The 20,628-nt window shown below is 65.6% G+C and carries 18 protein-coding genes and 1 pseudogene; 7 read left to right on the top strand and 12 right to left on the bottom strand.

Translation table 11 applies throughout. From position 1 onward, the window contains the following. Positions 1 to 100 precede the first annotated feature (100 nt). Positions 101 to 694 carry a 2-hydroxychromene-2-carboxylate isomerase gene (locus CH339_RS12335; protein WP_111434664.1) on the top strand — a complete coding sequence of 198 codons (594 nt, stop codon included), beginning with the start codon at positions 101 to 103 and terminating at the stop codon, positions 692 to 694. A gap of 15 nt (positions 695 to 709) precedes the next feature. Here the strand turns inward: CH339_RS12335 and CH339_RS12340 are convergent, their stop codons facing one another. Continuing rightward, positions 710 to 1,438 carry a GntR family transcriptional regulator gene (locus CH339_RS12340; protein WP_111434665.1) on the bottom strand — a complete coding sequence of 243 codons (729 nt, stop codon included), beginning with the start codon at positions 1,436 to 1,438 and terminating at the stop codon, positions 710 to 712. A 252-nt stretch (positions 1,439 to 1,690) separates the two neighbouring features. Between CH339_RS12340 and CH339_RS12345 the strand changes: the two genes are divergently transcribed. Further along, the gene (locus tag CH339_RS12345) at positions 1,691 to 2,254 is read left to right on the top strand and encodes an antibiotic biosynthesis monooxygenase (RefSeq protein ID WP_111434666.1); all 564 of its coding nucleotides are present in this window, start codon (positions 1,691 to 1,693) and stop codon (positions 2,252 to 2,254) included. A gap of 95 nt (positions 2,255 to 2,349) precedes the next feature. Here the strand turns inward: CH339_RS12345 and CH339_RS12350 are convergent, their stop codons facing one another. Then, positions 2,350 to 2,559, bottom strand: a complete 210-nt coding sequence (locus tag CH339_RS12350; protein WP_111434667.1) for a cold-shock protein — start codon at positions 2,557 to 2,559, stop codon at positions 2,350 to 2,352. Between the two features lie 145 nt (positions 2,560 to 2,704). Beyond that, positions 2,705 to 4,084, bottom strand: a complete 1,380-nt coding sequence (locus tag CH339_RS12355; RefSeq protein ID WP_111434721.1) for a DEAD/DEAH box helicase — start codon at positions 4,082 to 4,084, stop codon at positions 2,705 to 2,707. A 409-nt stretch (positions 4,085 to 4,493) separates the two neighbouring features. Between CH339_RS12355 and CH339_RS12360 the strand changes: the two genes are divergently transcribed. After that, on the top strand, positions 4,494 to 5,417 hold the full coding sequence (locus CH339_RS12360) for a 3-hydroxyacyl-CoA dehydrogenase family protein (protein ID WP_111434722.1): 924 nt from the start codon (positions 4,494 to 4,496) through the stop codon (positions 5,415 to 5,417). 48 nt (positions 5,418 to 5,465) lie between these two features. Here the strand turns inward: CH339_RS12360 and CH339_RS12365 are convergent, their stop codons facing one another. The 3 genes and pseudogenes from CH339_RS12365 to CH339_RS25405 all read right to left on the bottom strand — a co-directional run. Then, positions 5,466 to 6,590, bottom strand: a complete 1,125-nt coding sequence (locus CH339_RS12365) for an HlyD family secretion protein (RefSeq protein ID WP_170138509.1) — start codon at positions 6,588 to 6,590, stop codon at positions 5,466 to 5,468. Positions 6,591 to 6,594: 4 nt separating this feature from the next. Beyond that, positions 6,595 to 7,860: a glycosyltransferase family 2 protein gene (locus tag CH339_RS12370; RefSeq protein ID WP_245408145.1), complete on the bottom strand. Its 1,266-nt coding sequence runs from the start codon at positions 7,858 to 7,860 to the stop codon at positions 6,595 to 6,597. A gap of 493 nt (positions 7,861 to 8,353) precedes the next feature. Then, positions 8,354 to 9,727: pseudogene (locus tag CH339_RS25405) on the bottom strand (TackOD1 domain-containing metal-binding protein); the annotation flags it as partial. A 222-nt stretch (positions 9,728 to 9,949) separates the two neighbouring features. On the opposite strand from CH339_RS25405, the gene CH339_RS12380 reads away from it, so the two are divergent. From CH339_RS12380 to CH339_RS12390, 3 genes are read left to right on the top strand one after another with little or no spacing between them, the layout of a single operon-like run. Beyond that, positions 9,950 to 13,099: an ATP-binding protein gene (locus CH339_RS12380; RefSeq protein WP_111434669.1), complete on the top strand. Its 3,150-nt coding sequence runs from the start codon at positions 9,950 to 9,952 to the stop codon at positions 13,097 to 13,099. Position 13,100: 1 nt separating this feature from the next. Beyond that, positions 13,101 to 13,529, top strand: a complete 429-nt coding sequence (locus tag CH339_RS12385) for a response regulator (protein ID WP_111434670.1) — start codon at positions 13,101 to 13,103, stop codon at positions 13,527 to 13,529. Then, positions 13,510 to 13,866, top strand: a complete 357-nt coding sequence (locus CH339_RS12390; RefSeq protein WP_111434671.1) for an Hpt domain-containing protein — start codon at positions 13,510 to 13,512, stop codon at positions 13,864 to 13,866. Before CH339_RS12385 ends, CH339_RS12390 begins: the two co-directional genes overlap by 20 nt. Before the next feature lie 21 nt (positions 13,867 to 13,887). On the opposite strand, the gene glnQ is transcribed toward CH339_RS12390, so the two are convergent. The 4 genes from glnQ to CH339_RS12410 form a co-directional block, all read right to left on the bottom strand. Further along, complete coding sequence (gene glnQ, locus CH339_RS12395; protein ID WP_276329880.1) at positions 13,888 to 14,670, bottom strand: glutamine ABC transporter ATP-binding protein GlnQ; 783 nt, start codon at positions 14,668 to 14,670, stop codon at positions 13,888 to 13,890. Further along, entirely contained in the window at positions 14,667 to 15,323 is a 657-nt protein-coding gene (gene glnP, locus CH339_RS12400) for a glutamine ABC transporter permease GlnP (protein ID WP_111434672.1), read from the bottom strand. Before glnP ends, glnQ begins: the two co-directional genes overlap by 4 nt. 164 nt (positions 15,324 to 15,487) lie before the next feature. Beyond that, positions 15,488 to 16,240 (bottom strand): glutamine ABC transporter substrate-binding protein GlnH, encoded by a 753-nt coding sequence (glnH, locus tag CH339_RS12405; protein WP_111434673.1) that lies wholly within the window; start codon positions 16,238 to 16,240, stop codon positions 15,488 to 15,490. A 56-nt stretch (positions 16,241 to 16,296) separates the two neighbouring features. Continuing rightward, positions 16,297 to 17,289 (bottom strand): N-carbamoyl-D-amino-acid hydrolase, encoded by a 993-nt coding sequence (locus CH339_RS12410; protein ID WP_111434674.1) that lies wholly within the window; start codon positions 17,287 to 17,289, stop codon positions 16,297 to 16,299. A 115-nt stretch (positions 17,290 to 17,404) separates the two neighbouring features. On the opposite strand from CH339_RS12410, the gene CH339_RS12415 reads away from it, so the two are divergent. Further along, a complete protein-coding gene (locus CH339_RS12415; protein ID WP_170138510.1) occupies positions 17,405 to 18,313 on the top strand; it encodes a MurR/RpiR family transcriptional regulator in 909 nt (302 codons plus the stop codon). A gap of 9 nt (positions 18,314 to 18,322) precedes the next feature. Here CH339_RS12415 and CH339_RS12420 read toward each other — a convergent pair whose 3' ends face one another. Together CH339_RS12420 and CH339_RS12425 are read right to left on the bottom strand one after the other, a co-directional pair. Continuing rightward, positions 18,323 to 18,820, bottom strand: a complete 498-nt coding sequence (locus CH339_RS12420; protein ID WP_111434676.1) for a ferritin family protein — start codon at positions 18,818 to 18,820, stop codon at positions 18,323 to 18,325. Then, positions 18,820 to 20,619: an FAD-dependent oxidoreductase gene (locus CH339_RS12425; protein ID WP_111434677.1), complete on the bottom strand. Its 1,800-nt coding sequence runs from the start codon at positions 20,617 to 20,619 to the stop codon at positions 18,820 to 18,822. Before CH339_RS12425 ends, CH339_RS12420 begins: the two co-directional genes overlap by 1 nt. Positions 20,620 to 20,628 lie beyond the last annotated feature (9 nt).

The following is a 20,628-nucleotide window of genomic DNA, read 5'->3' on the forward strand; positions in this document are numbered from 1 at the left end:
CGGCCCACCAGATGCCGTAAAGCATCTCCAGATAGTCGGCGGAGTTTTTCGAGACGATGGCGACCCGGTCGCCTGCCCCAAGAAACGAAAGCCTGAGCCGATGAGCGAACCGGCGGACCTCCTGTTCTTCTTCAACTTCCGCAGCCCCTACTGCTATCTGGTGACCAAGTCGGTCTGGGACATCTTCGAGGATTACCGCGTCACGCTGCGCTGGAAGCCCCTCGGCGGCTGGAACGGCCGGTCCGATCCCGACCGCGCCAAGGTCAAGATCCCCCTGGTCCGCCAGGACGTCGGCCGCTGGGCCAAGAAACTCGGCATCCCCTACACCCCGCCGCCGATCACCACCGACCCGACGCGGGCCGGCGCCGCCAGCCTGCTGGCTGAAAAGGAAGGCAGGCTCCGCGACTATGTGGTGGAGGTGATGCGGATCGAATGGGCGGAGGGACAGGACATCGGCGATCCCGACGTGCTGCGCGACGTGGCACGGCGCATCGGCATGGACCCCGAGGCCGTCATCACCGCCAGCGAGGACGCGGACAACCTCGCGATGCTTGAGAAAAACGCGGCGGAAGCCAAGGAACGCGGCGTCTTCGGCGTCCCCACCTTCATCACCGGGGACGCCATCTTCTGGGGCAACGACCGCCTGGATTTCCTGCGCGATCATCTGCGCGAGGCTCGGCTGAGGAATATCTGAGGGCGGCGCTCGCCCCTACTCCGCTGCCTCCGGCCGGCCCTCGAACTGCTTGGCGATGACGCCCACGGTGCGGTCGATGTGGGTGCCGACCAGTTCGGAGGCCTCGTCGGGCTTGCGCGCCATCACTGCCTTGAAGATCGCCTCGTGCTCGGCGTGGACGTTGCGCGGCGCCGTGGTGTCGACCAGCGACAGGCGCAGATAGCGGTTCGACTGGTCGTGCAGGATCTTGCGAAAATTCAGGAGCCAGCGGTTGCCGCAGGCCGAGATCAGCGCATCGTGGAAGGCCTGGTTGAGGTCGCCCCATTCCGAGGCGACGTCGTCCGGCTTGTCGGCGAGCCGCTCCTCGACCTTGGAGAGTCGGTGGTAGGCGGCGACGATCCCCGCCTCCCAGTCGTCGTCGCCGTGCTCGATCGAGCTTCGAAGGGCGATCGTCTCCAGGATCTTGCGCATCTCGGCAATGTCCCGGAAATCCTGCAGCGACACGGCGGAGACGCGGAAGCCGCGCTGGCCCTCCGTCGTCACCAGCGATTCCGACATCAGCCGCGACAGCGCCTCGCGGATCGTGCTCGCCCCGACGCCGAACTCCTTGCGGAGCTGCTCCACCCGCAGGCGCTCGCCGGGCTGGTGCCGCCCGCTCAGGATATCTTCGCGCAGCCGCGAGAAGACGGCTTCGATCATGGTCTTCGCACCGCCGTTCTTGGCGGCGGTGGCAAGGTCGTAGAGCGGCGGTTCGGCAACAGGCATGGGACGATTTCAACCAGCGACTAGGAGTTCAGGATTGGTAATATGATCCAGAAAAACGTAATCCGCAACGATTCTCAGATATTCTAGAAACGTTTAAATGAAGTGTATATTCACGTTATTTTTTGATAAAAACGATATTTCATGCTATCGAAGACCGAGTTTGAAACCGGACCGCGAATGCGACCACCGTGCTTGCCGGGGCGGCGTCCATGCCACCCGGAACGGCGGAATTCGCGGATAGAGGCAAGTGTCATGAGCGAACCGGAACCGCAAGAGCCCGTCACCGTCAGCGTCGCCCGCAAGGTCCTGCCCGGAAGGGAGGCCGCCTATGAGGAGTGGATCAAGGGCATCTCCGCCGCCGCTTCATCCTTTCCCGGCCACCTCGGCCTCAACGTCCTGCGACCATCTGCCCGGACCAACCACGAATACGTGCTGATCTACCGCTTCGACACCTACGAGCACGGCCGGGCCTGGGAAGAATCGGAGGAGCGCGCCCGCTGGCTGGAACGGCTCGCCGACATCACCGCCGGCGAGGCCAGGATGAAGAAGGTCACCGGCCTGGAGTTCTGGTTCGACCTGCCGGACGTTCCCGCCGCCGCCAAGGCGCCGCAGTGGAAGATGGCGCTGGTGCTGATCGCCGTCGTCTTCGTGCTGGTCTATCCGCTGCAGCTCACCGTCGGTGAGTGGCTGTCCGGCGGCCCGTTCTGGGTCCGGGTGCTCGCCATCGTCGTGCTTCAGGTGCTGCTGATGACCTATCTGGTCATGCCCCGCGTCACCGCGCTCCTGAAGGGCTGGCTCTTCAAACCGGCGAAATAGCCCTCTCCCCGGCAAAGAGAAACGGCGGAGCGTTGGCCGCCCCGCCGTTTCAAATCGTGATGCCGGGCGCACCCGGCACGGCGCCAGAACGCCGCTTACTGAGCCTGCAGATTGACGGCCGAGGACTTGCCACGGCGCTGATCAACCTCGATCTCATAGCTGATCTTCTGGCCCTCGTTCAGGGTCGACATGCCGGCACGTTCCACCGCGCTGATATGCACGAAGACGTCGTTGCCGCCATCATCCGGCTGGATGAAACCGTAACCCTTGGTGGCGTTGAACCATTTGACCGAACCCGTCTGCATTTCGAAATCTCCTCTTAAGACGTGACAGGGGATGCTGGTTTTTTATGTTCGAGATGCGGGCCCGACGACAAACCGCCGTTTGCCGGCGCGCCCCATCCGATTGGTCGGATGCGGCGCCCGAAGCCGGACGCCGCACCGCGTGTTGTCAGGTATTCGTGGAAGCGGATGCACCGGCATCCGACCGCGAACCGATATTGCCGAGCATGCGGGAAAGCCCGTCGCCGGCGCTTTCCGGACCGGACTTGGCGAAGCGCCGCGATTGCGGCACCGCCTGGCCCTTGGCCGAAGACTTGCCGTTGCGGGCGCGCCTGCGCCGCCGCGGCGGTTTGTCGCCAGACAGCGGGTCGGCGGAACGGGCCTCCGACGCGCGCTTCGGCTTGCGGTCGCGCCGCTCGGCCGGCGGGGCATCGCCCTCAGCGCCGATCGCGCGTCCGATCAACCGCTCGATGTCGCGCAGCAGCCCGCGCTCGTCCGGATCGCACAGCGACACCGCAATGCCGCTCTTGCCGGCACGCGCCGTCCGCCCGATCCGGTGCACATAGGCCTCCGGCACGTTCGGCAGCTCGAAATTGATGACATGGGAGACGTCGTCGACGTCGATGCCGCGCGCCGCGATGTCGGTGGCGACGAGAATGCGCACCCGGTCGTTGCGGAACGCCTTCAGCGCCTGCTGGCGCTGGCCCTGGCTCTTGTCGCCATGGATCGCCGCGGCGGACAGGCCGGCATCGAGCAGATGCTTGCTGACCCGGTCGGCGCCGCGCTTGGTGCGGGTGAAGACGATCGCCCGCTCCACCTCGGCACCGGCCAGAAGGTCGACCAGCGCGCCGCGCTTTGCGGCCTTGGCCATGTGCATCACCGACTGGTCGATGCGCTCGATCGGCCGCGCCGTCGGGGCAACGGAAATTTCCGCCGGACGGTTCAGGAAGTCGCTGGCGAGGCCGCGGATCTGCTTCGGCATGGTCGCCGACAGGAGCACGGTCTGGCGCTCCCGGGGCAGCTTGCCGAGGATGCGGCGAACGGCCGGCATGAAGCCGAGGTCGAGCATCTGGTCGGCCTCGTCGAGGACGACGGCCTCGGTGGCGTCGAGGCGGATGGCGCGGCCTGAAAGATGATCCTCAAGCCGGCCCGGCGTTGCGATCACGATGTCGACGCCATTGGACAGCGCGCGGATCTGCGGGCCCGGCTTGACGCCGCCGACGATCACCGTGGAGGTGACCCGGGCGAAGCGCCCGTAGGTGCGCACGCTGTCGGCGACCTGGGCGGCGAGTTCGCGCGTCGGCACCAGGATCAGCGCCCGGCAGCTCTTCTTGTCGGCGCGGCGCTTGTCGCCTGCGATCGCGTGTAAGAGCGGCAGCACGAAGCTCGCGGTCTTGCCGGTGCCGGTCTGGGCGATGCCCAGAACGTCGCGGCCGTTGAGAATTTCGGGAATGACTTTCGACTGGATAGGGGTCGGATCGGTATAGCCCTCGGCCTCGACGGCACGAAGGAAAGGCTCGGCAAGGCCGAGATCGGAAAAAGTTGTCAAAGGAAGACTTTCGTTCATCGTCCGGCGGACCAAGGCCTCTCGCCCGTCACGCGGCACGATCTAGTTTCTATGAGCGGACTTGCGTAGTTCAGTCGCTGGCTTTCGCGCCTTGCGGCACCTTTTCATGGCAACGATCTTCTACGACGGCTGCTCAGAAGCACGCCCCCGCGTTCAACCTGTTGGTCGTCTACGCGCGGCAGCGTTGCCGTCAATGACCACAGTTTGCGTCGAAAAGCAACAGGTTTCGCGTCGGACGGCCGGCGCGGAGTGCATTTCGCCACGCCCCGCGACCCGCCGAGCGACGGCGCAGAACCCCGCCGGCTTGGACGTTTTCTCCTCAACAGCCTCTTCCCATTCCCGCGCCGGCCGGCTCAACTGCCCGGAAAGCGACCGCGCGGAGGAAAAACGGATGACGGAGAAATTGACGACGGCGGTAATCGGCGCCGGCCTTATGGGCCATGGCATTGCCTGGATTCTTGCCGATGCGGGCCACGCCGTCCGCGTCTATGACCGCAGCGAAGACGCCCTTCAAAGCCTGCCGGACCGGCTCGCCGCCATCGCCGATCTGTTCGGCACCGACGAGACGATCGCCGCACGGGTGACGGCCGTCACAAGCCTTGCCGAGGCCGCCGCCGGCGCCGACCTCGTCGTCGAGGCGGCGGCGGAAAATGTCGGCCTCAAGCAGGCGCTCTTTGTCGAATTGGAGCGTGCGGCGCCCGACGACGCCATCCTTGCCTCCAACACCTCGTCGATCCCGATCCGCATCATCGCGGACCGCGTGGCCCGAAAGCAGCGGGTCGTCGGCACCCATTTCTGGAACCCGCCCCATCTCGTTCCGCTGGTGGAGGTGGTTCAGATCGGGCCGGAGAACGGTGCGGCCGTGGAACGCACCATGGATATCCTGCGCGCGGCCGGACGCAGCCCGGTTCACGTGAAAAAGGACGTGCCCGGCTTCATCGGCAACCGCCTCCAGCATGCCCTGAAGCGCGAGGCGATCGCGCTCGTTGCCAGCGGCGTCTGCGATGCCGAAACCCTCGACGAGGTGGTCAGGCTCGGCTTCGGCCGGCGCATGGCGGTGCTCGGACCCATGGAGCAGTCCGATCTCGTCGGCCTCGACCTCACCGAGGCGATCCACGAGACGATCATGCCGGCGCTGGACACGACACCCGAGCCGCACCCCTATCTGCGCGCCCTGGTGGCCAAGGGCCGTCTCGGCATGAAGACCGGCGAGGGGTTTCGCAAGTGGCCGCCCGGAGAAGCCGATGCGGTGCGCGGTCGGCTGCGCGATTTCCTCGCCGCCCAGGCGCAGATCGAGCGCAAGGGCAAGGGTTAGGTCAATGACTGCAACATGCGACGAATGGCAGGAGCCCCGCGCCGCACGTTACTCCGGCCGGCCCGCCGCCACGGCATGGCGTCGCTCCGCGTCGCCGATTGCGGCCGGCGCGCCGTCCTCGGCCCCTGTCCAGATCTCTTCCTGCGGCTGGCGGGCCTTTTGCTTCGAAACCGGCCACGGCAGGTAGGATTTGCGTCGGATCTCGACCTTTTCGTAAACCGGAAAGATGCCCGGATCGGTGAGCCGGATGCGCGCGAGCTGGTTGCGGTCGCGCGGCTTGAAGGTGTTCTGGAACTCGCGCGGCAGGGCATCGGAGACCGGCAGGATGTCGGTAATGACGCCGTCGCTCGTGTGACGTCCGCTCGACACGGTGACCTCCATGCCCGTCTCGATCGGCAGCAGGTAGCGCCGCGGCAGGTAGGTCAGCACATAGGCCTCGCCGGAATAGACCGACAGGATCGGATCGCCGGCGCGAAAGACGCTGCCGAGGGAGGGAACGCGTGCGCCGACGGTGCCGCCGGCCGGCGCCCGGATGACGCCCGCGGCATAGTGGGACATGAGGTCGGCAACGGCCCTTGCGGCATCGGCCCTGGCGTCCTCCAGCGCCGATATCTGCTCCGACAGGGTCTCGGTTTCCGTCGCCAGCTTCACCCGGTCCTGGCGGGCGTCGAAATTGGCCCGCAAGGCTTCCTCGTAGCGCGTCGAGGTCAGCAGGCCGCGATCCGACATGGCGTCGAAGCGGACGAGCACCTTGCCGGTTTCCGTCTCGCGCCGCGCCGCCAGCGGCAGGAGCTGGCTGGCGACCTCGGACCGGAGCCGGAAGGTCGCCGCCTGCTGGGCGAGCTCGGCCTGGCGGATCGACAGGTCGGCCAGCCGCTCCAGCACTTCGGTCGACTCGATCCGCATCAGCGTGTCGCCCTCGCCGACCGTTTGCCCCTCGGTGACATCCACCTCCGCGACACGGGCGACGAAGGTGGCGGCGATCACCGTCTTGTCGCGCAGCACCAGCCCGCCGCCGCGCAGCATGACGAGATCGCCCCAGACGTAATTCGTCGCCGCGATCGCAAAGATCGCCAAGAGGGCGAAATAGATGTGCCGGCCCGGACGGACCCGCCCCTTGCGCTCCTGGTTGGCGATGGTGTCGGCGCGCGGGCGTTTTTTCAGACTGCGCATGGCGTTACTCCCGAACCTTGTGGACTTTATCCGGCACATAGGGGTCGAAATAAGAGGCATCGACGACCCATTCCTGGAGATAGGCGGCGAGCCGGATCATCCGCATCACGACCCCGTTGAAGAGGCTGTAGCCGGGCACCAGCGGCATCAGGGCAAGCCCGTTCGCCTGCGGCGTCGCATGGGCCGCCATCAGGAAAACCACCGTATCGACCACAAACAGCCCGGCCTGGGCGGCGAGCAGGATCGCCGGCGCCAGGTCGCCATAGGTGGCGAACAGCCAGACGACGTAGAACGGCAGCGCGGCGGCCCCGATGACGTTGAAGAACAGGAACTCGAACTGATGCACCAGTTCCACCGGACGAAAGCCGGCGGCGAACGGATTGAGGACGTCGGAGTGCTTGCGATAGCGCAGGCGCACCGCGTCCCGCTCCCAGCGGAAGCGCTGGTGGGTCAGCGTCGACAGCGTGTCCGGCACGGCCGTGTAGCAGATCGCGTCGGCGGCAAAGGTCGTCGCCCAGCCGGCCCGGCGCAGCCGCAGCGTCACGTCGAGGTCTTCGCCGCCCCCGGCATCGAGCCCGCCGACGGCGCGCAGCGCGCTGCGGCGGAAGGCGGAGAACGCGCCGGAGGCGCAGCTCACCTGGCCGACGAGGTCGAGTGCGGCCTTGCCGAGCGAAATGCTGATCAGATACTCGATCGCCTGGAACCCGGCGACGAGGCTCTTTGAATGGTTGGACACCAGGATGTTGCCGCACACGGTGCCGACGCCCGGATCGGCAAACGGCTGCACGATGCGCTGCAACGCGTGGCGATCGAACAGGCAGTCGCAGTCGACATTGACGACGATGTCGCCGGAACACAGCCGTTCGGCGAGGTTGATCGCCGCTGCCTTGCCGGCCCGCAGCGCCGTCCCGTGGGCACGCTGGATCAGCCCCTCGCGCTTCAGGTCCCTCAACCGCGCGGTCATGGCGTCGGTCGAACCGTCGCTGACGACGACGATCTCGTCCGGCGGCAGGGTCTGCTCCCAAAGACCGCGCACGCAGGCCTCGATCACATCGGCCTCGTTGTTGCCGGCGATGACGACGCTGATGCGCCCGAGACTGCGCAGCCGTTCCGGCGCCATATCGACCGGCCGGCGGCGCAGGACAGCGGCGGCAAAGGAGAGCGTATAGCGCGGCACGTCGAAAATCAGCACGAACCAGAACAGGCTGACGATGGAGCCGAAGCTCTGGGCCTTGAGAAAATCGAGCCCGTCCGCAAGAACTGCCATCATCACGACAGGTCCCCGGCCCGAAGACGACGATGACGGCCTGGGGATCGACGGCCAGGTGTGCGCCGGCACCGGCGACGATGGCCTCCACCTCACCGCGCACGGCATCCGGATCGGTCTGCCGCAGGAGCGCGAAATCGTAGGCCTGGCCCTTGACCACCCTGGCGTCGGCCCCGAGCACGTGGCGCAGGTTTTCAAGGAACTGGCCACGCAGCTCGGCGAACCGCCGCGGCCCGTGCTCGCGCTCGATCTCCCGCTGGGCGGGATAGGAAATGTCGAGGAGCGCAAACGGCGTGCCCTCTTCGTTGAAGCGCCTGGCCTCGTCGTTGAGCGCGACGACCAGTTCCAGCGGCAGTTCGGCGAACCGCAGGGTCTGCTGGGCAAAGCCGAGGAACGCCCGGCCCGCTTCGACGAAGCCGCTGGCCTGGTCGGTGAAGCGGAAGCTCTCGACGTCGCGCGTGCGCACCGTATCGCCGTCCGCATGGGCCCCGCACGAAAGGCAGACGAACCCGACCGACGGTTCGGAGGTGGTGTGGCCGCACCCGCCGCAGACCACCATCGTTCCCGGCTTGTCGTAGTCGCGTCCGAACGAGGTCAGTTCGCGCCGGCATTTCGGGCAGACCAGCGCGTCGCCGCGGCGGAAATCCGCCTCCGGTCCCTGATAGGCGCAGCGGTAGTGGTGCAGATAGGCCTCGTCGGAAAGGTTCGACGACCGGCACTCGGGGCACTCCTCGCGAACGTTGAAATGGGCCGAGCCGCAGGACGTGCATTCGTGGACGCGGTCGAAGAACGCCGCCGCCAGGAGGCCGCGCTCGACCAGCTTGCGGGCGGTCCCGGTAAGCCGCACCGGGTCCATCGTGCAATTGTAGGCGACCAGCATTGGCGAGCCGACGTCGTAGGACGGCGTCAGCGGCGCGTCGGCAACGAACATCCGGCCGAGCAATTGCTCGCCCGGGTCCTCCGTATGGCGCAGGTCGGCATGCATCGAAGCGCGCCGGTCGTGGAACCCCTCGACGAGATCGCGCACGAGGTCGAGCCGGTCGCGGCCCAGCTTGGAGCAGTCGATGTCGGCCTTGCCGGAAAGCGTGCCGACCATGTCGATGACCGGCAGCAGATGCAGCGCCTGTGCCTGCCAGAGGGGAGCAAGGTCGGCCGGCGTCGCGGCGGCGCGCACCAGGACGGCATCGAACTCCCGGTCCCCGAGGCGCGCCTGAAGGCTGCGCGCGGCGAACCGACCGGCACCGAAATCGTCGGGCCAGCGAAGGAAATTGTAGCCGAGACCGTAGATCGGCGAGCTGTCGTCCTCGGCCGGCGGCGCCGGCGGGGGCGCCTCCGGCGCCAGCGCGGCCCCGGCTCCGTCCCGCCCCGCCGCGGAGGGGGACAGCGACCCGCCGCCCTCCACGACCTTGCAGATATCCTGGATATTAACGGGCTTCGGCACCACCGCGTCGAAGCGCTCGCAATTGGCCTGGTGGGCCAGAAGACCCTCGATGTCTGCGGTGATGGCGACGAACCGGGGATGCGGCGCCTCGCCCGCCTCGTCGAGGAACCGCGAGACCACTTCCAGGCCGTTCATCTCCGGAAGATGGAAATCGAGCAACGCAACGTCATAGCTGCCCGACAGCAGGGCCTTGAGCGCGGCCGCTCCGTCGCCGGCGATGGTGACGCGGTGGCCGCGTTGCTCCAGGACCAGCTTAAGGAGGTCCTGGGTAATCGAACTGTCCTCTGCAATCAGAACGTTCGCCGCTGTCGCCGGCTCCGGTCGATCGTCTCCCCCGGTCAGCACCCCAGACTGTTCTACCAACTCAATCACCCCTTGCACGGCACCGTAATCGTCAGCGACAAACTGACATGCAGCGCTTATGCCCATGTATAAAACGGATGCGCATATGCCTTGTATCCGTTCAATATAATTGTTTACAACTATAAGATGCCATTTTTGGGTAAACAAAACATGTAAGAATGCAACTATCAGAAGTAAGATATATTTAAAGACTTAATCATAATATCAATTTGAGTCATTTTTACTGCGAAGAAGAACAATGCCGATTAGAGTGAATGAATTGACAGAGCGTCAAACGAGGAGAACACCATGAAGGCACCCGCCCCCCGGCGCATTCCGCTGCTATCTGGAATTGCGACGAAGGTCGCCGTGTTCGCTGCCACGCTGGTGGTATTCACGGCGGTGACAGTGGGTGTCCTGCAATATCGCCAGCACGCCGCCTATTGGCAGGATCACGAGCGCCAGCGGCTCGACTTCGGGCTCAGGCAGGCCGCCCAGAACCTTCTCAACCTGGTCGAGACCGCCCGCCGGCAGGCGCTGGTCCTGGCCGGCACCCCGCCGATCCAGCGCATTGCCAGCGCCACGAAATTTGACGGCGTCGATCCGTTCAGCGGCGACGGCATCGAAACCTGGAAGGATCGCCTGACGCAGATCTTCCTGTCCCTGGCGCGCAGCAATCCCGAGCTCCTGCAGATCCGCTACATCCAGTTGGCCGATAACGGCAGGGAACTGGTCCGGGTCGACCGGATCGGCCCGAAGGTGGTGGCGATCCCCGACGAGAAGCTTCAGCAAAAGGGTGACAGGGACTACGTCACCGGAACCTTTGACGCGCCGCTCGGCTCGGTGCGTCTCTTCGGCATAGACCTCAACCGCGAGCATGGGGCGGTCGAGATTCCGAAAAAGCCGGTGCTGCGCGTCGGAACGCCGATCTATGATGAAACCGGCCGCGCGTTCGGCCTCATCGTCCTCAATATCGACATGCGCCCCGTGCTGGCCAAACTCCCGACCAATTTCGCGTCCGGGCGCACCTTTTACGTCACCAATGAGCGCGGCGACTACCTCGTCCATCCCGACGCGGAAAAGACCTTCGCCTTCGACTTCGGTGGCCAGAACCGGCTTCAGAACGATATCCCGCAGGTCGGCGCCCTGTTCGATCCGGTCGGCGGCGGCGGCCAGGAAAAGCCGGGCCAGGTGTCCGGCATCCTCAACGACAGCATCGCCGCCTTCCACAAGGTGTATTTCGACGCCTCGGACCCGGACCGGTTCCTGATGATGGCCGCGTTCACGCCGGTCTCGCGCGTCTTTGCCGAGGACGCCGCCTCCCGCAACAAGACGATCGCCATCTCCGGGGCCTTGGCCATTGTTGGCGCATTGCTGGCGATCTTCGCCGCCAGCCTGATCGTGCGGCCGCTGAAGCGCCTGACCGGCGCCACCGGGCAACTCGTTCAAGGCCACGCCCTGGAAGAAATCGACATTCCGACGGACAGGCCCGACGAGGTCGGCGAGCTCGGCCGCGCGTTCCGCAAGATGGCGGTGACGCTGCGCTTTCGCGAGGAAATGCTGACGGAAAAGCAGGAGAACATCCAGGCCATCCTGGAGACGGCCGTCAGCCCGATCATCGTCATCGACGAGAAGGGACGGATCGTCGACGCCAATCCGGCAACGACCACACTCTTCGGATATCCCTCCGAAACGCTCCTTGGATCGAATGTGTCCATGCTGATGACCGCCGAAGACCGCGCGGCCCATGACGGCCATCTGGAGCGCTATTGCAAAGGCAGCAAGCCGAACATCATGTCAAGCGGCCGCGAGGTGCTGGCCAGGCACGCCGACGGCAGGACCGTTCCGATCCACCTCGCCGTCAGTGAGGTACGGCGCGACGGATGCAGGCTTTTCGTCGGCATCCTCACCGATCTTTCCGAACGCTACCGCTCCGAACGCCTGAAGGACGAGTTCGTCTCCACCGTCAGCCACGAACTGCGCACGCCGCTGACCTCGATCAAGGGCTCGCTCGGACTGTTGAAGGCCGACGTTCTCGGCGATCTCTCGCCGCAGGCCAAGTCGATGATCTCCATTGCCCATGCCAATTGCGACCGGCTGGTGCGGCTGATCAACGACATGCTCGACATCGAGAAGATCCAGGCCGGCAAGATCACCTACGACTTCAAGCGGATCGACCTGATCCCGTTCCTGGAACGCACGATCGAGGCCAACCGCTCCTATGGCGAGGAGTTCAACGTCGTCGTCCGCCTCGAACCCGGCGCACCCTGGGTCCAGGTCCAGGCGGACCGCGACCGCCTCGCCCAGGTCCTCACCAACCTGTTGTCGAATGCGGTCAAGCACTCCCCGTCCGGCGGCACGGTGGAGGTCCGGGTCGCCGTTGACGGCGATCAGGTCCGGGTCAGCGTCGTCGACGATGGGCCCGGCATTCCGGCCGATTTCCGCGGCAAGATCTTCGGCAAGTTCTGCCAGGCCGACAGCGCCGACAACCGCCAGCGCGGCGGCAGCGGCCTCGGCCTGTCCATCGCCAAGGCGATCGTCGAGGACCATGGCGGCACGATCGGCTACGACACCGAGACCGGCAAGGGAACGGAATTCCATTTCGACCTGCCGGCGCTGCCGCCCTCGATCGCGGGCCTGCCGCAACCGGGCGGCAACGAGGACGCCGCGCGCATCCTGATCTGCGAAGACGAGCCGGACATGCGCGCCCTCCTCAAGCTGATCGTGGAACGCATGGGCTTCAGCACCCAGACCTGCGCCAACGCGGCCGAGGCCAAGGAACTGCTGCAACAGCACCGGTTCGCCGCAATGACCCTGGACCTGGAGATGCCCGGCCAGAACGGGCTGCACCTGTTGTCGGAACTGCGCCGCGACTCCAAGACGCGGAACCTTCCGGTCATTGTCGTGTCGGCCTTCGCCGACGGGTCGGCGAGCGATACCGCCGAGAACCGGATGGATCACGTCGACTGGCTGGCCAAGCCTATCGACGTCGCCCAGTTGAAGCTGTTCGTCGGCCGCGCCGCCAATCCCCGTTCCGACCTGGCGCCGCGCATCCTCCATGTCGAGGACAACGAAGATCACCGCAGCATCATCGAGGCGGTGATCGGCGACCGGGCGCAGGTGGATTTCGCGTCCAGCATCCGCCAGGCGCGCCAGAAGCTTCTCATCAACGGCTATGACATCGTCATTCTCGACCTGGAACTGCCCGACGGGCACGGCCAGGAACTGCTGCCGATGATCGAGGCGATCGGTGAGGAGCGGCCGCATGTCCTGGTGTTCTCCGGCAGCGACCTGCCGGTCTTCCTCAGAGAGGACATCGACCAGAGCTTCGTCAAGTCGCAGGCGACCACGACGGCGATCCGCGAGGGCATAGCCGCGCTGCTGCACTCCCGGAACGGCTTCGATGAGACCGAAACAGACGCCGATCGACGGGTCGGCGAACACATGGCTGGGGAATGAGATGAGCGACGAGCTGAAACGCATCACCTATGTGGAGGACGAGCCCGACATCCGGGCCGTCGCAGAACTCGCCCTGACGCAGATCGGCGGCTTCGAGCTCGACGTCTGCGTCGACGGCTTCGACGCCCTGCGCAGGACACCCGACTTCCGTCCCGACCTGATCCTGCTCGACGTCATGATGCCGGGCATGGACGGCACCGAAACCCTCGCCAAGCTGCGCGAAATACCGGAACTGGCCGATGTGCCGGTCGTCTTCATGACGGCCAAGGCGCAGCGCCACGAAATCGCCGCGTTCCTGAAACTCGGTGTTCTCTCCGTCATCCCCAAGCCGTTCGATCCGATGACGCTGTCCAGCGAACTGAGGGACATCTGGAACATGCGGATACTGAAAGACCAAGGAGCCCCGGACCATGCAGAACGAACTGCGTGAACTGATCAGCCGTCACTGCCTGACGCTGACGGTCGAGCTTGAGGACATCAGCCTGTGCCTCGCCCGGCTAGATGCCCCGAACGCCCGTCCCGGTCCGGTCGTCGCCGAAGCGATCGGCCTGTCGCACAAGATCAAGGGCAGCAGCGGATCGCTCGGCTTTTCCAGCATCAGCGCCGCGGCCTCGCTGCTGGAACACTACCTGAAGGGCATCAACCCGGAGGCCGCGGCCTTGAGCAGAGAAGAGCAGGAGGGGATCCAGGACCACCTGTCCTGCCTCAACCGGCTGATCCACTCCGCCTCGCCGCAGGATTCCGCACTCTACAACGTGCAGATCTAGCCCGCCTCAGGGAACGCCCGCTCAGGCGACGTCCTTCATGAAGTCGCGGAACCGGTCGGACGGCGGATTGGCGAACATCTCCGCCGGATCGCCGTCGTGGGCGATACGGCCGTCGTCCATGAAGATCAGCCGCGTGCCGACGCTGTTGGCGAACGCCATCTCGTGGGTGACGACGATCATCGTCATGCCTTCCAGCGCCAGCGCCCGCATCACGCCCAGCACCTCGCCGCGCAGCTCCGGATCGAGCGCCGAGGTCGGCTCGTCGAACAGCATCAGTTTCGGTCCGACGGCGAGCGCCCGGGCAATCGCCACGCGCTGCTGCTGGCCGCCGGAGAGTTCGTCCGGATAGTGGCCGCCGCGGTCGGCGAGCCCGACCCGGGCGAGCAGCTCGTCGGCCGTGGCGAGCGCCTCGTCCTTGGCCTTGCCGCGGGCGCGCCGGGCGCCGAAGGCAACGTTCTCGCGCGCCGTCATATGCGGGAACAGGTTGAACTGCTGGAACACCATGCCGGCCTCGACCCGCACCTTGCGCAGGTCCGTCTTCGGATCGGACATGTCGAACTGGTTCTCGATGATGAGCCGGCCGGCGCTGATCGTCTCAAGCCCGTTGATGCAGCGCAGCAGCGTCGACTTGCCGGAGCCGGACGGGCCGACGATGACCACCACCTCGCCCTGGTCGATGGTCAGCTCGATGTCTTTCAGGACCTTCACCTCGCCGAAATTCTTGTCGACGTGCTGGAAGCGCACCAGGCCCTTCATCTTCGCGCCGTTGCCGGCGGCCTCAATGGTCGTCTCAGTATCTGTCATAGGATCCGGATCCGCCTTTCGAGCAGCCGCAGCAGATAGGCGAGGATGGTGGTGACGGCGAGATAGATCAGCGCCACGGAGGTCCACACTTCCAGCGCCCGGAAATTGGTGGCGATGATCTCCTGGCCCTGGCGGGTCAGTTCGCCGACGCCGATGACGATGAACAGCGAGGTGTCCTTCAGGCTGATGATCACCTGATTGCCGAGCGGCGGCACCATGCGCCGGAACGCCAGCGGGCCGACGATATAGACGATGTTCTGCCAGGAGCTGACGCCGAGCGCCTTGCCGGCCTCGATCAGCCCCTTGTTGATGGACAGCACCGCGCCGCGCACGATCTCCGCGATATAGGCGCCGGAGTTGAGCACGATCGCGAAGATCGCCGCATAGAGCGCCGCGACCCGAAGGCCGGTCGCCAGCGGCAGCGCGAAATAGATGAACATGACCTGGACCACCAGCGGCGTGCCGCGGATGACCTCGATATAGATCATGGCGATGCCGTTGATGAGGACATTGCCGTAGACCCGGGCCAGGCCGGCAAGCACGCCGAGCGCGATGCCGCCGACGACCCCGAGGAAGGTGATCTGCAGCGTCAGCGCCAGCCCCTCCATCAGGACGGGGATCGAGTCGACGACGACGTCGAATTGGAAATCCATCAGCACCTCGCCGGAAAATGGGCGTCGGGCCGGACGGGCGCCTTAGGGGAGGCAGGCGCCGGGCCGGCCGGTGGGCATCGGGGTGGGGCCTCGGGCCGCAACCCTTCGGGACGCGCGGCCGAAAAGGCCGGCGGCGAACATGTCCGCCGCCGGCTGAGGTTACATTACGAAGGGTCCTTGCCGAACCACTTCTTGTAGATCTTGGCGTAGGTGCCGTCCTCGATGATCTCCAGGAGGGCGATGTTGAACTTCTCGCGCAGCTCGCTGCCGGCCGGGAACGCCATGCCGTAGGTCTGGGCTTCCATCTCCGGGCCAACCGCCTTCATGGCGTCGCCGCCGGCGGTCTTGATGTAGTAGAGGATGTTCGGCGCGTCGTAGAGGGTGACGTCCGCATTGCCCGAGCGCACCTCCAGATAGGCGCCGTCGATGTTCGGGAACTGCTTGATCTCGCCGGCGCCGAACTTCTTGGCGATGTCGACGCTGGTGGTGCCGGTCTTAACGGCGACGATCTTGCCCTTCATGTCTTCCGGCGCGTTGATGTCGTCGGTTTCCGACCGCACCATCATCAAGACGGAGGTGTTGTAGTAGGGATGGGAGAAGTCGATCGCCTTCTCACGCTCCGCCTTGATGGTCATGCCGGCGATCGCCATGTCGATATTGCCGGTCTGCAGCGCCGGGATGATGCCGTTGAAGTCCATCGGCTTCAGCTCGTAGGTGATGCCGATGCGCTTGGTCAGCTCGTCGATCATGTCGATGTCGAAGCCGACATATTCGCCGTCCTTGCTGAACTCGAACGGCACGAAGGCGGTGTCGGTGGCGACCGCAATATCGGCGGCCGCGGCTCCGCCGATCATGGTCGCGGAAAGGGCCGCCGCGGCGAGCGCGGTACGGGAGCGGGATAGAAGTTTTTTCAGCATCCGGATGGTTCTCCTGTGGTTCGTTCGGCGAAGAAGGACCGTTCGGTCCTCCGGTCTCAAAATTCCGGCTTCGTCAGCGGCCGGTTCTCATTGGCAGGCACCGGCTCCGGGTCCGGAGGCGCGACGGTGCCGGCCGTGGACGTGATCAGCGAATAGTGTTCGGGTCGCCGGTGGCGGGCAAAATCGAAGACGGCGGTCTTCGACAGCCGCGTCAGGTCGAGGTCGCAGCGGCAAAAGGCGATCTCGTCGCCGTCGGTGGCGCACATGGCGACGATCTCGCCGGTCGGCGAGATGATCGCGCTCTGGCCGACCATCGCCCAGTCGTCCTCGACGCCGGCCTTGGCGACGCCGACGACCCAGGTCCCGTTCTGGTAGGCGCCGGCCTGCATCGGCAGGTGGTTGTGGAAGTTGGCGAGGTGGTCGTGCTCAGGCGCCATCGGATTGTGGACGCAGGTGTTGTAGCCGCAAAGGATCATCTCCGCGCCCTGCAGGCCGAGCACCCGGTAGGATTCCGGCCAGCGCCGGTCGTTGCAGATGATGACCCCGAAGACGCCGCCCTCGTGCCGGAAGGCGCGGAACCCCTTGTCGCCGACCTCGAAATACATCTTCTCAAGGTCCTGGATCGGATAGTCCGGCCGGTAGTCCTCGTGGCCCGGCAGGTGCACCTTGCGGTATTTGTGGACGATGCGGCCGGTCCGATCGACGACGATCGCCGTATTGTAGCGCCGCTTCCTGCCGCCCTCATGGGCGATTTCCGCATAGCCGAGGTGAAAGCCGATGCCGAGCTCAGCGGCCGTCTCGAACAGCGGCCTTGTGACCTCGCTCGGCATCTCCGTCTCGAAATAGGTGGCTTCCAGCTCCGCTTCGTCGGCGATGTACCATTTGGTGAAGAAGGCCGTCAGCGCCAGCTCGGGAAAGACAACGAGGTCGGCCTTGAGCGAGTGGGCCTCGCGCATGAGCGCGACCATCCTTGCGACCGTCTTCGGCTTTGCGTCGTTCCTGGAGACCGGGCCCATCTGGGCGGCGGCGACGCGGACGATCCTCGACAAGCTTTACCCCCGGCGCATTGACTGCTGGTGCACAATTTATAGACAGATTAAATTGCGCTCATCGTTTGGGCACTGTATGACGCAGACGTTCCATGAGTCAAAGGCAAAAGAAACGATGGTTTCAGACAGCCCCTCACGGGCTCCGGGAAATGGTCCAGGAAACGCCGGCCCGCCGCGGCGCATCGACTACCGCATCTTCGACGTCTATTCGGAGCTGCCGGACACCCAGAAGCGGCTCGCCGACGCCGTGCTGGAATGCCGCGGCAATTTCTCCAGCTATTCCGCGGCCGAGCTTGCCCGCATGGCCGACGTTTCCAAGGCGACCGCGGCGCGGTTCTTCCGCCGGCTCGGCTACGAGAGCTACGAGGCCGCCCGCATCGAGGCCCGCGAGACGCCGCATTGGGGCTCGCCCCTCTATGACGACAGCCATGCAGGCCAGGAACCGGAAGCGCATGCACGACCGGCCTCGGCCCTTGCCGACCATTTCCAGCGCGATATCGACAATCTGAGCGCCACCCGCTCCTTCCTCTCCGAGGCCGACATCGCCGCCGCCGTGGAACGGCTGGTGAGGGCTGAGACGGTCTGGGTCGTCGGCTTCAGGAACAGCTTCGCCCTCGCCCACTATGCCCGCGGGCTCTTGCTCAACGTGCGCGGCGGCATCCGCCAGATGCCGAGCCAGGCCTTCGACCTTGCCGAGGACATGGCCGGCATCGGCACAAACGATCTGGTGCTGGTCGTCGGGTTCAGGCGCTGGCCGCGCATGCTCTCCGGCATCCTGGCGCTGCTATCGGCGCGCGGCATCCCGACCGTGCTGATAACCGACAAGACCGCGGCGGGAACCGAACTGCCCGCCGACATCACCCTGCGCTGCCAGAACCGCGGCGCCGGCATGTTCGATTCCTACGCCGCCGGCATCAGCCTGTTGAATTATCTGGTGACCCAGGCCGGCGAAGCGCTGGGCGGCAAGGCGCGCCGGCACCTGGAAGAGGTCGAAGACCTCCACGATGCGCTCGGGGATATCTGAGGCTTCGGCTCAAACCCCGCCGCTATGGACGATCTCGTAATAGATCGCCTCAAGCTCGTTCTTGTGCTTGGTCTCTTCGTTGGCAAGGAACAGGAAGAGGTCGTGCACCGGCCCCGGCGGCGTCCGTTCGGCAAGCGCCGTGTACTGCTCCATCGCCGCGTGCTCGCGCATTAACGCATATTGCAGCACCGCCTGGTCGTCGGGGTTCTCGCCGAGGTCGGGCAAGTGCACGCAGTCGGAGAATTTGCGGTCGCTCGCCGGCCGCTCGATTTCATGCCTGACGAGATCGCCGAGGTCGTCGCGTCTGGCGAGGTCGGCAAAGAGGTCGAAGTGCTCCTGCTCCTCCTCGGCCAGTTCCTCCACCAGATAGCGGATGTTCTTGGAGACCTTCGGCACCAGGTCCTTGTAGAAATCCCGCGCCGTGCGCTCGAACTCCGTCGCAACGTCGAGAATGTCCTGGAGGTTGGTGAGCGGCTTCAGCCGCTGGTAGCCGCGTCCTTCCGGCATCACGACAGCTCCTTTGCCTTCAACACCGCATCCATGCTCGCCGCCACCCGGTGGCCGTCGGCAACGGCGTGGACGACGTCCGGGCCGTTGACGCAGTCGCCGGCGGCCCACAGCCACGGCTCGGAGGTCCGCCCGTCGGCATCGACGGTGATGCGGCCGCGGTTCCATTCCAGCTTTTCGGTCAACGCCTCGCCGAGGAGAGCGACATCCGCCGCCTGGCCGATGGCCTCGATCACCATCGTACCTACGTGGATGCGCTCGTCGCCCTCGTCATAGGTCGGCGCAAAGCGGCCCTTGTCGTCGAAGATGGAAACGACCTTCCAGGTCTTCAGGCCCGTGACGTTGCCCACCTCGTCGACCAGCACCTCGCGCGGACCACGGGCATCAAAGATCTCGATCCCCTCCTCAAAGGATTCCTTGACCTCCTCCGGGTCGGCGAGGAAATGCGAAAAATCTTCCAGCGCCGTCACCGTCATGCCGACTTCGCCATGGATCTGCTTCTGCAGCCGGGCGAGGCTGCGGGCGATGTCCATGGCGACGTTGCCGCCGCCGATAACGACGGCGGTCTTCGGCACGTCGATGGTCTCGCCGTCGGTAATGGCGCGAAGGAGATCGACGGCCTTTGCCACCTTCGGATGGTCGGACCCCGGAATGCGGGTCGAGCGGCCGAGATGGAGGCCGATGGCGACCAGCACCGTGTCGAAGTCTTTCTCAAGCCCCGTCATAGTGACCTTGTCGCCGATGGGCGTGTCGCACTTGATATCGACACCCATCGCCCGGATGACGTCGACATCGGCGTCGAGCGCGTCATAGGGCAGCCGGTACTCCGGAATGCCGTAGCGGGTCATGCCGCCGGCATGCTTTCGTGCCTCGAAGACGGTGACCGCATGGCCCATGCGGGCAAGGTCGAAGGCCGCGGTGAGCCCCGCCGGACCGGCGCCGACGACCGCCACCTTGTGGCCCGTCTCGCCCGCCGGCCGGCCGATGATGTCGACGTAGCGGTCGCGGTCGACCTGGTCGGTGATGTGCCGCTTCAGCCAGCGGATGGCGATGGGATCGCCCTCGTGGTGGACGGCGCAGACGGTCTCGCATTTGTGGGTGCAGACCCGACCGCAGACCTGGCTGAACGGGTTGGTCTCGTAGAGAAGCTTGAGCCCCGCCTCATAGTCGCCCTCGCGGATGGTGGCGATATAGTCCGGGATCGACATGTGCGCCGGGCAGGTGGCAACGCAGAGCCCGCAAGCAACGCAGCGCTCGGCCTCCGCCCGCGCTTCCTCGACCGAGTAGCCGTCGACGATCTCCTCGAAATTCCCGATGCGCCGCTCCGGGTCCATCTCGCGCATGACGATGCGCTCCGGCGGCGTCAGCCGGTGGCCGTCCGGCCGGTGATAGCCGAGTTCGGCGTCGTCCCAGGACTTGTGGTCCACGCCCGGGACGAAGCGGAACGCGTCCGGGTCGCTGTCGATCCAGGTGTACTCGTTCGACATGGTCAGCGAGCCGGTCATGCAGACATCGACGCAGAGCGCGCACCAGCAGCAGCGGCCGTAGTCGATCTGCGGGCGCAGTCCGGAATCGCCTTCTTTGGTCTCGATGCCGTCCACCGGCACCATGTCGATGGCCGCGTTCTGGCAGATCGCCTCGCAGGTGCCGCAGCCGATGCATTCCGCGACATCGTTCTTGTGGAAGCCACGATAGCGCGCCGCGCCCGGCCGCTCGGTCAGCGGGTCGCGCACCGTCACCGGATCGCGAAAGAGGTTCTTCCAGGCGGTGAAGGGGGAAAGGACGTCCTGAACGGTCATTTGATGCCC

The sequence above is a fragment of the Rhodobium orientis genome (assembly GCF_003258835.1).
GTDB lineage: Bacteria > Pseudomonadota > Alphaproteobacteria > Rhizobiales > Rhodobiaceae > Rhodobium > Rhodobium orientis.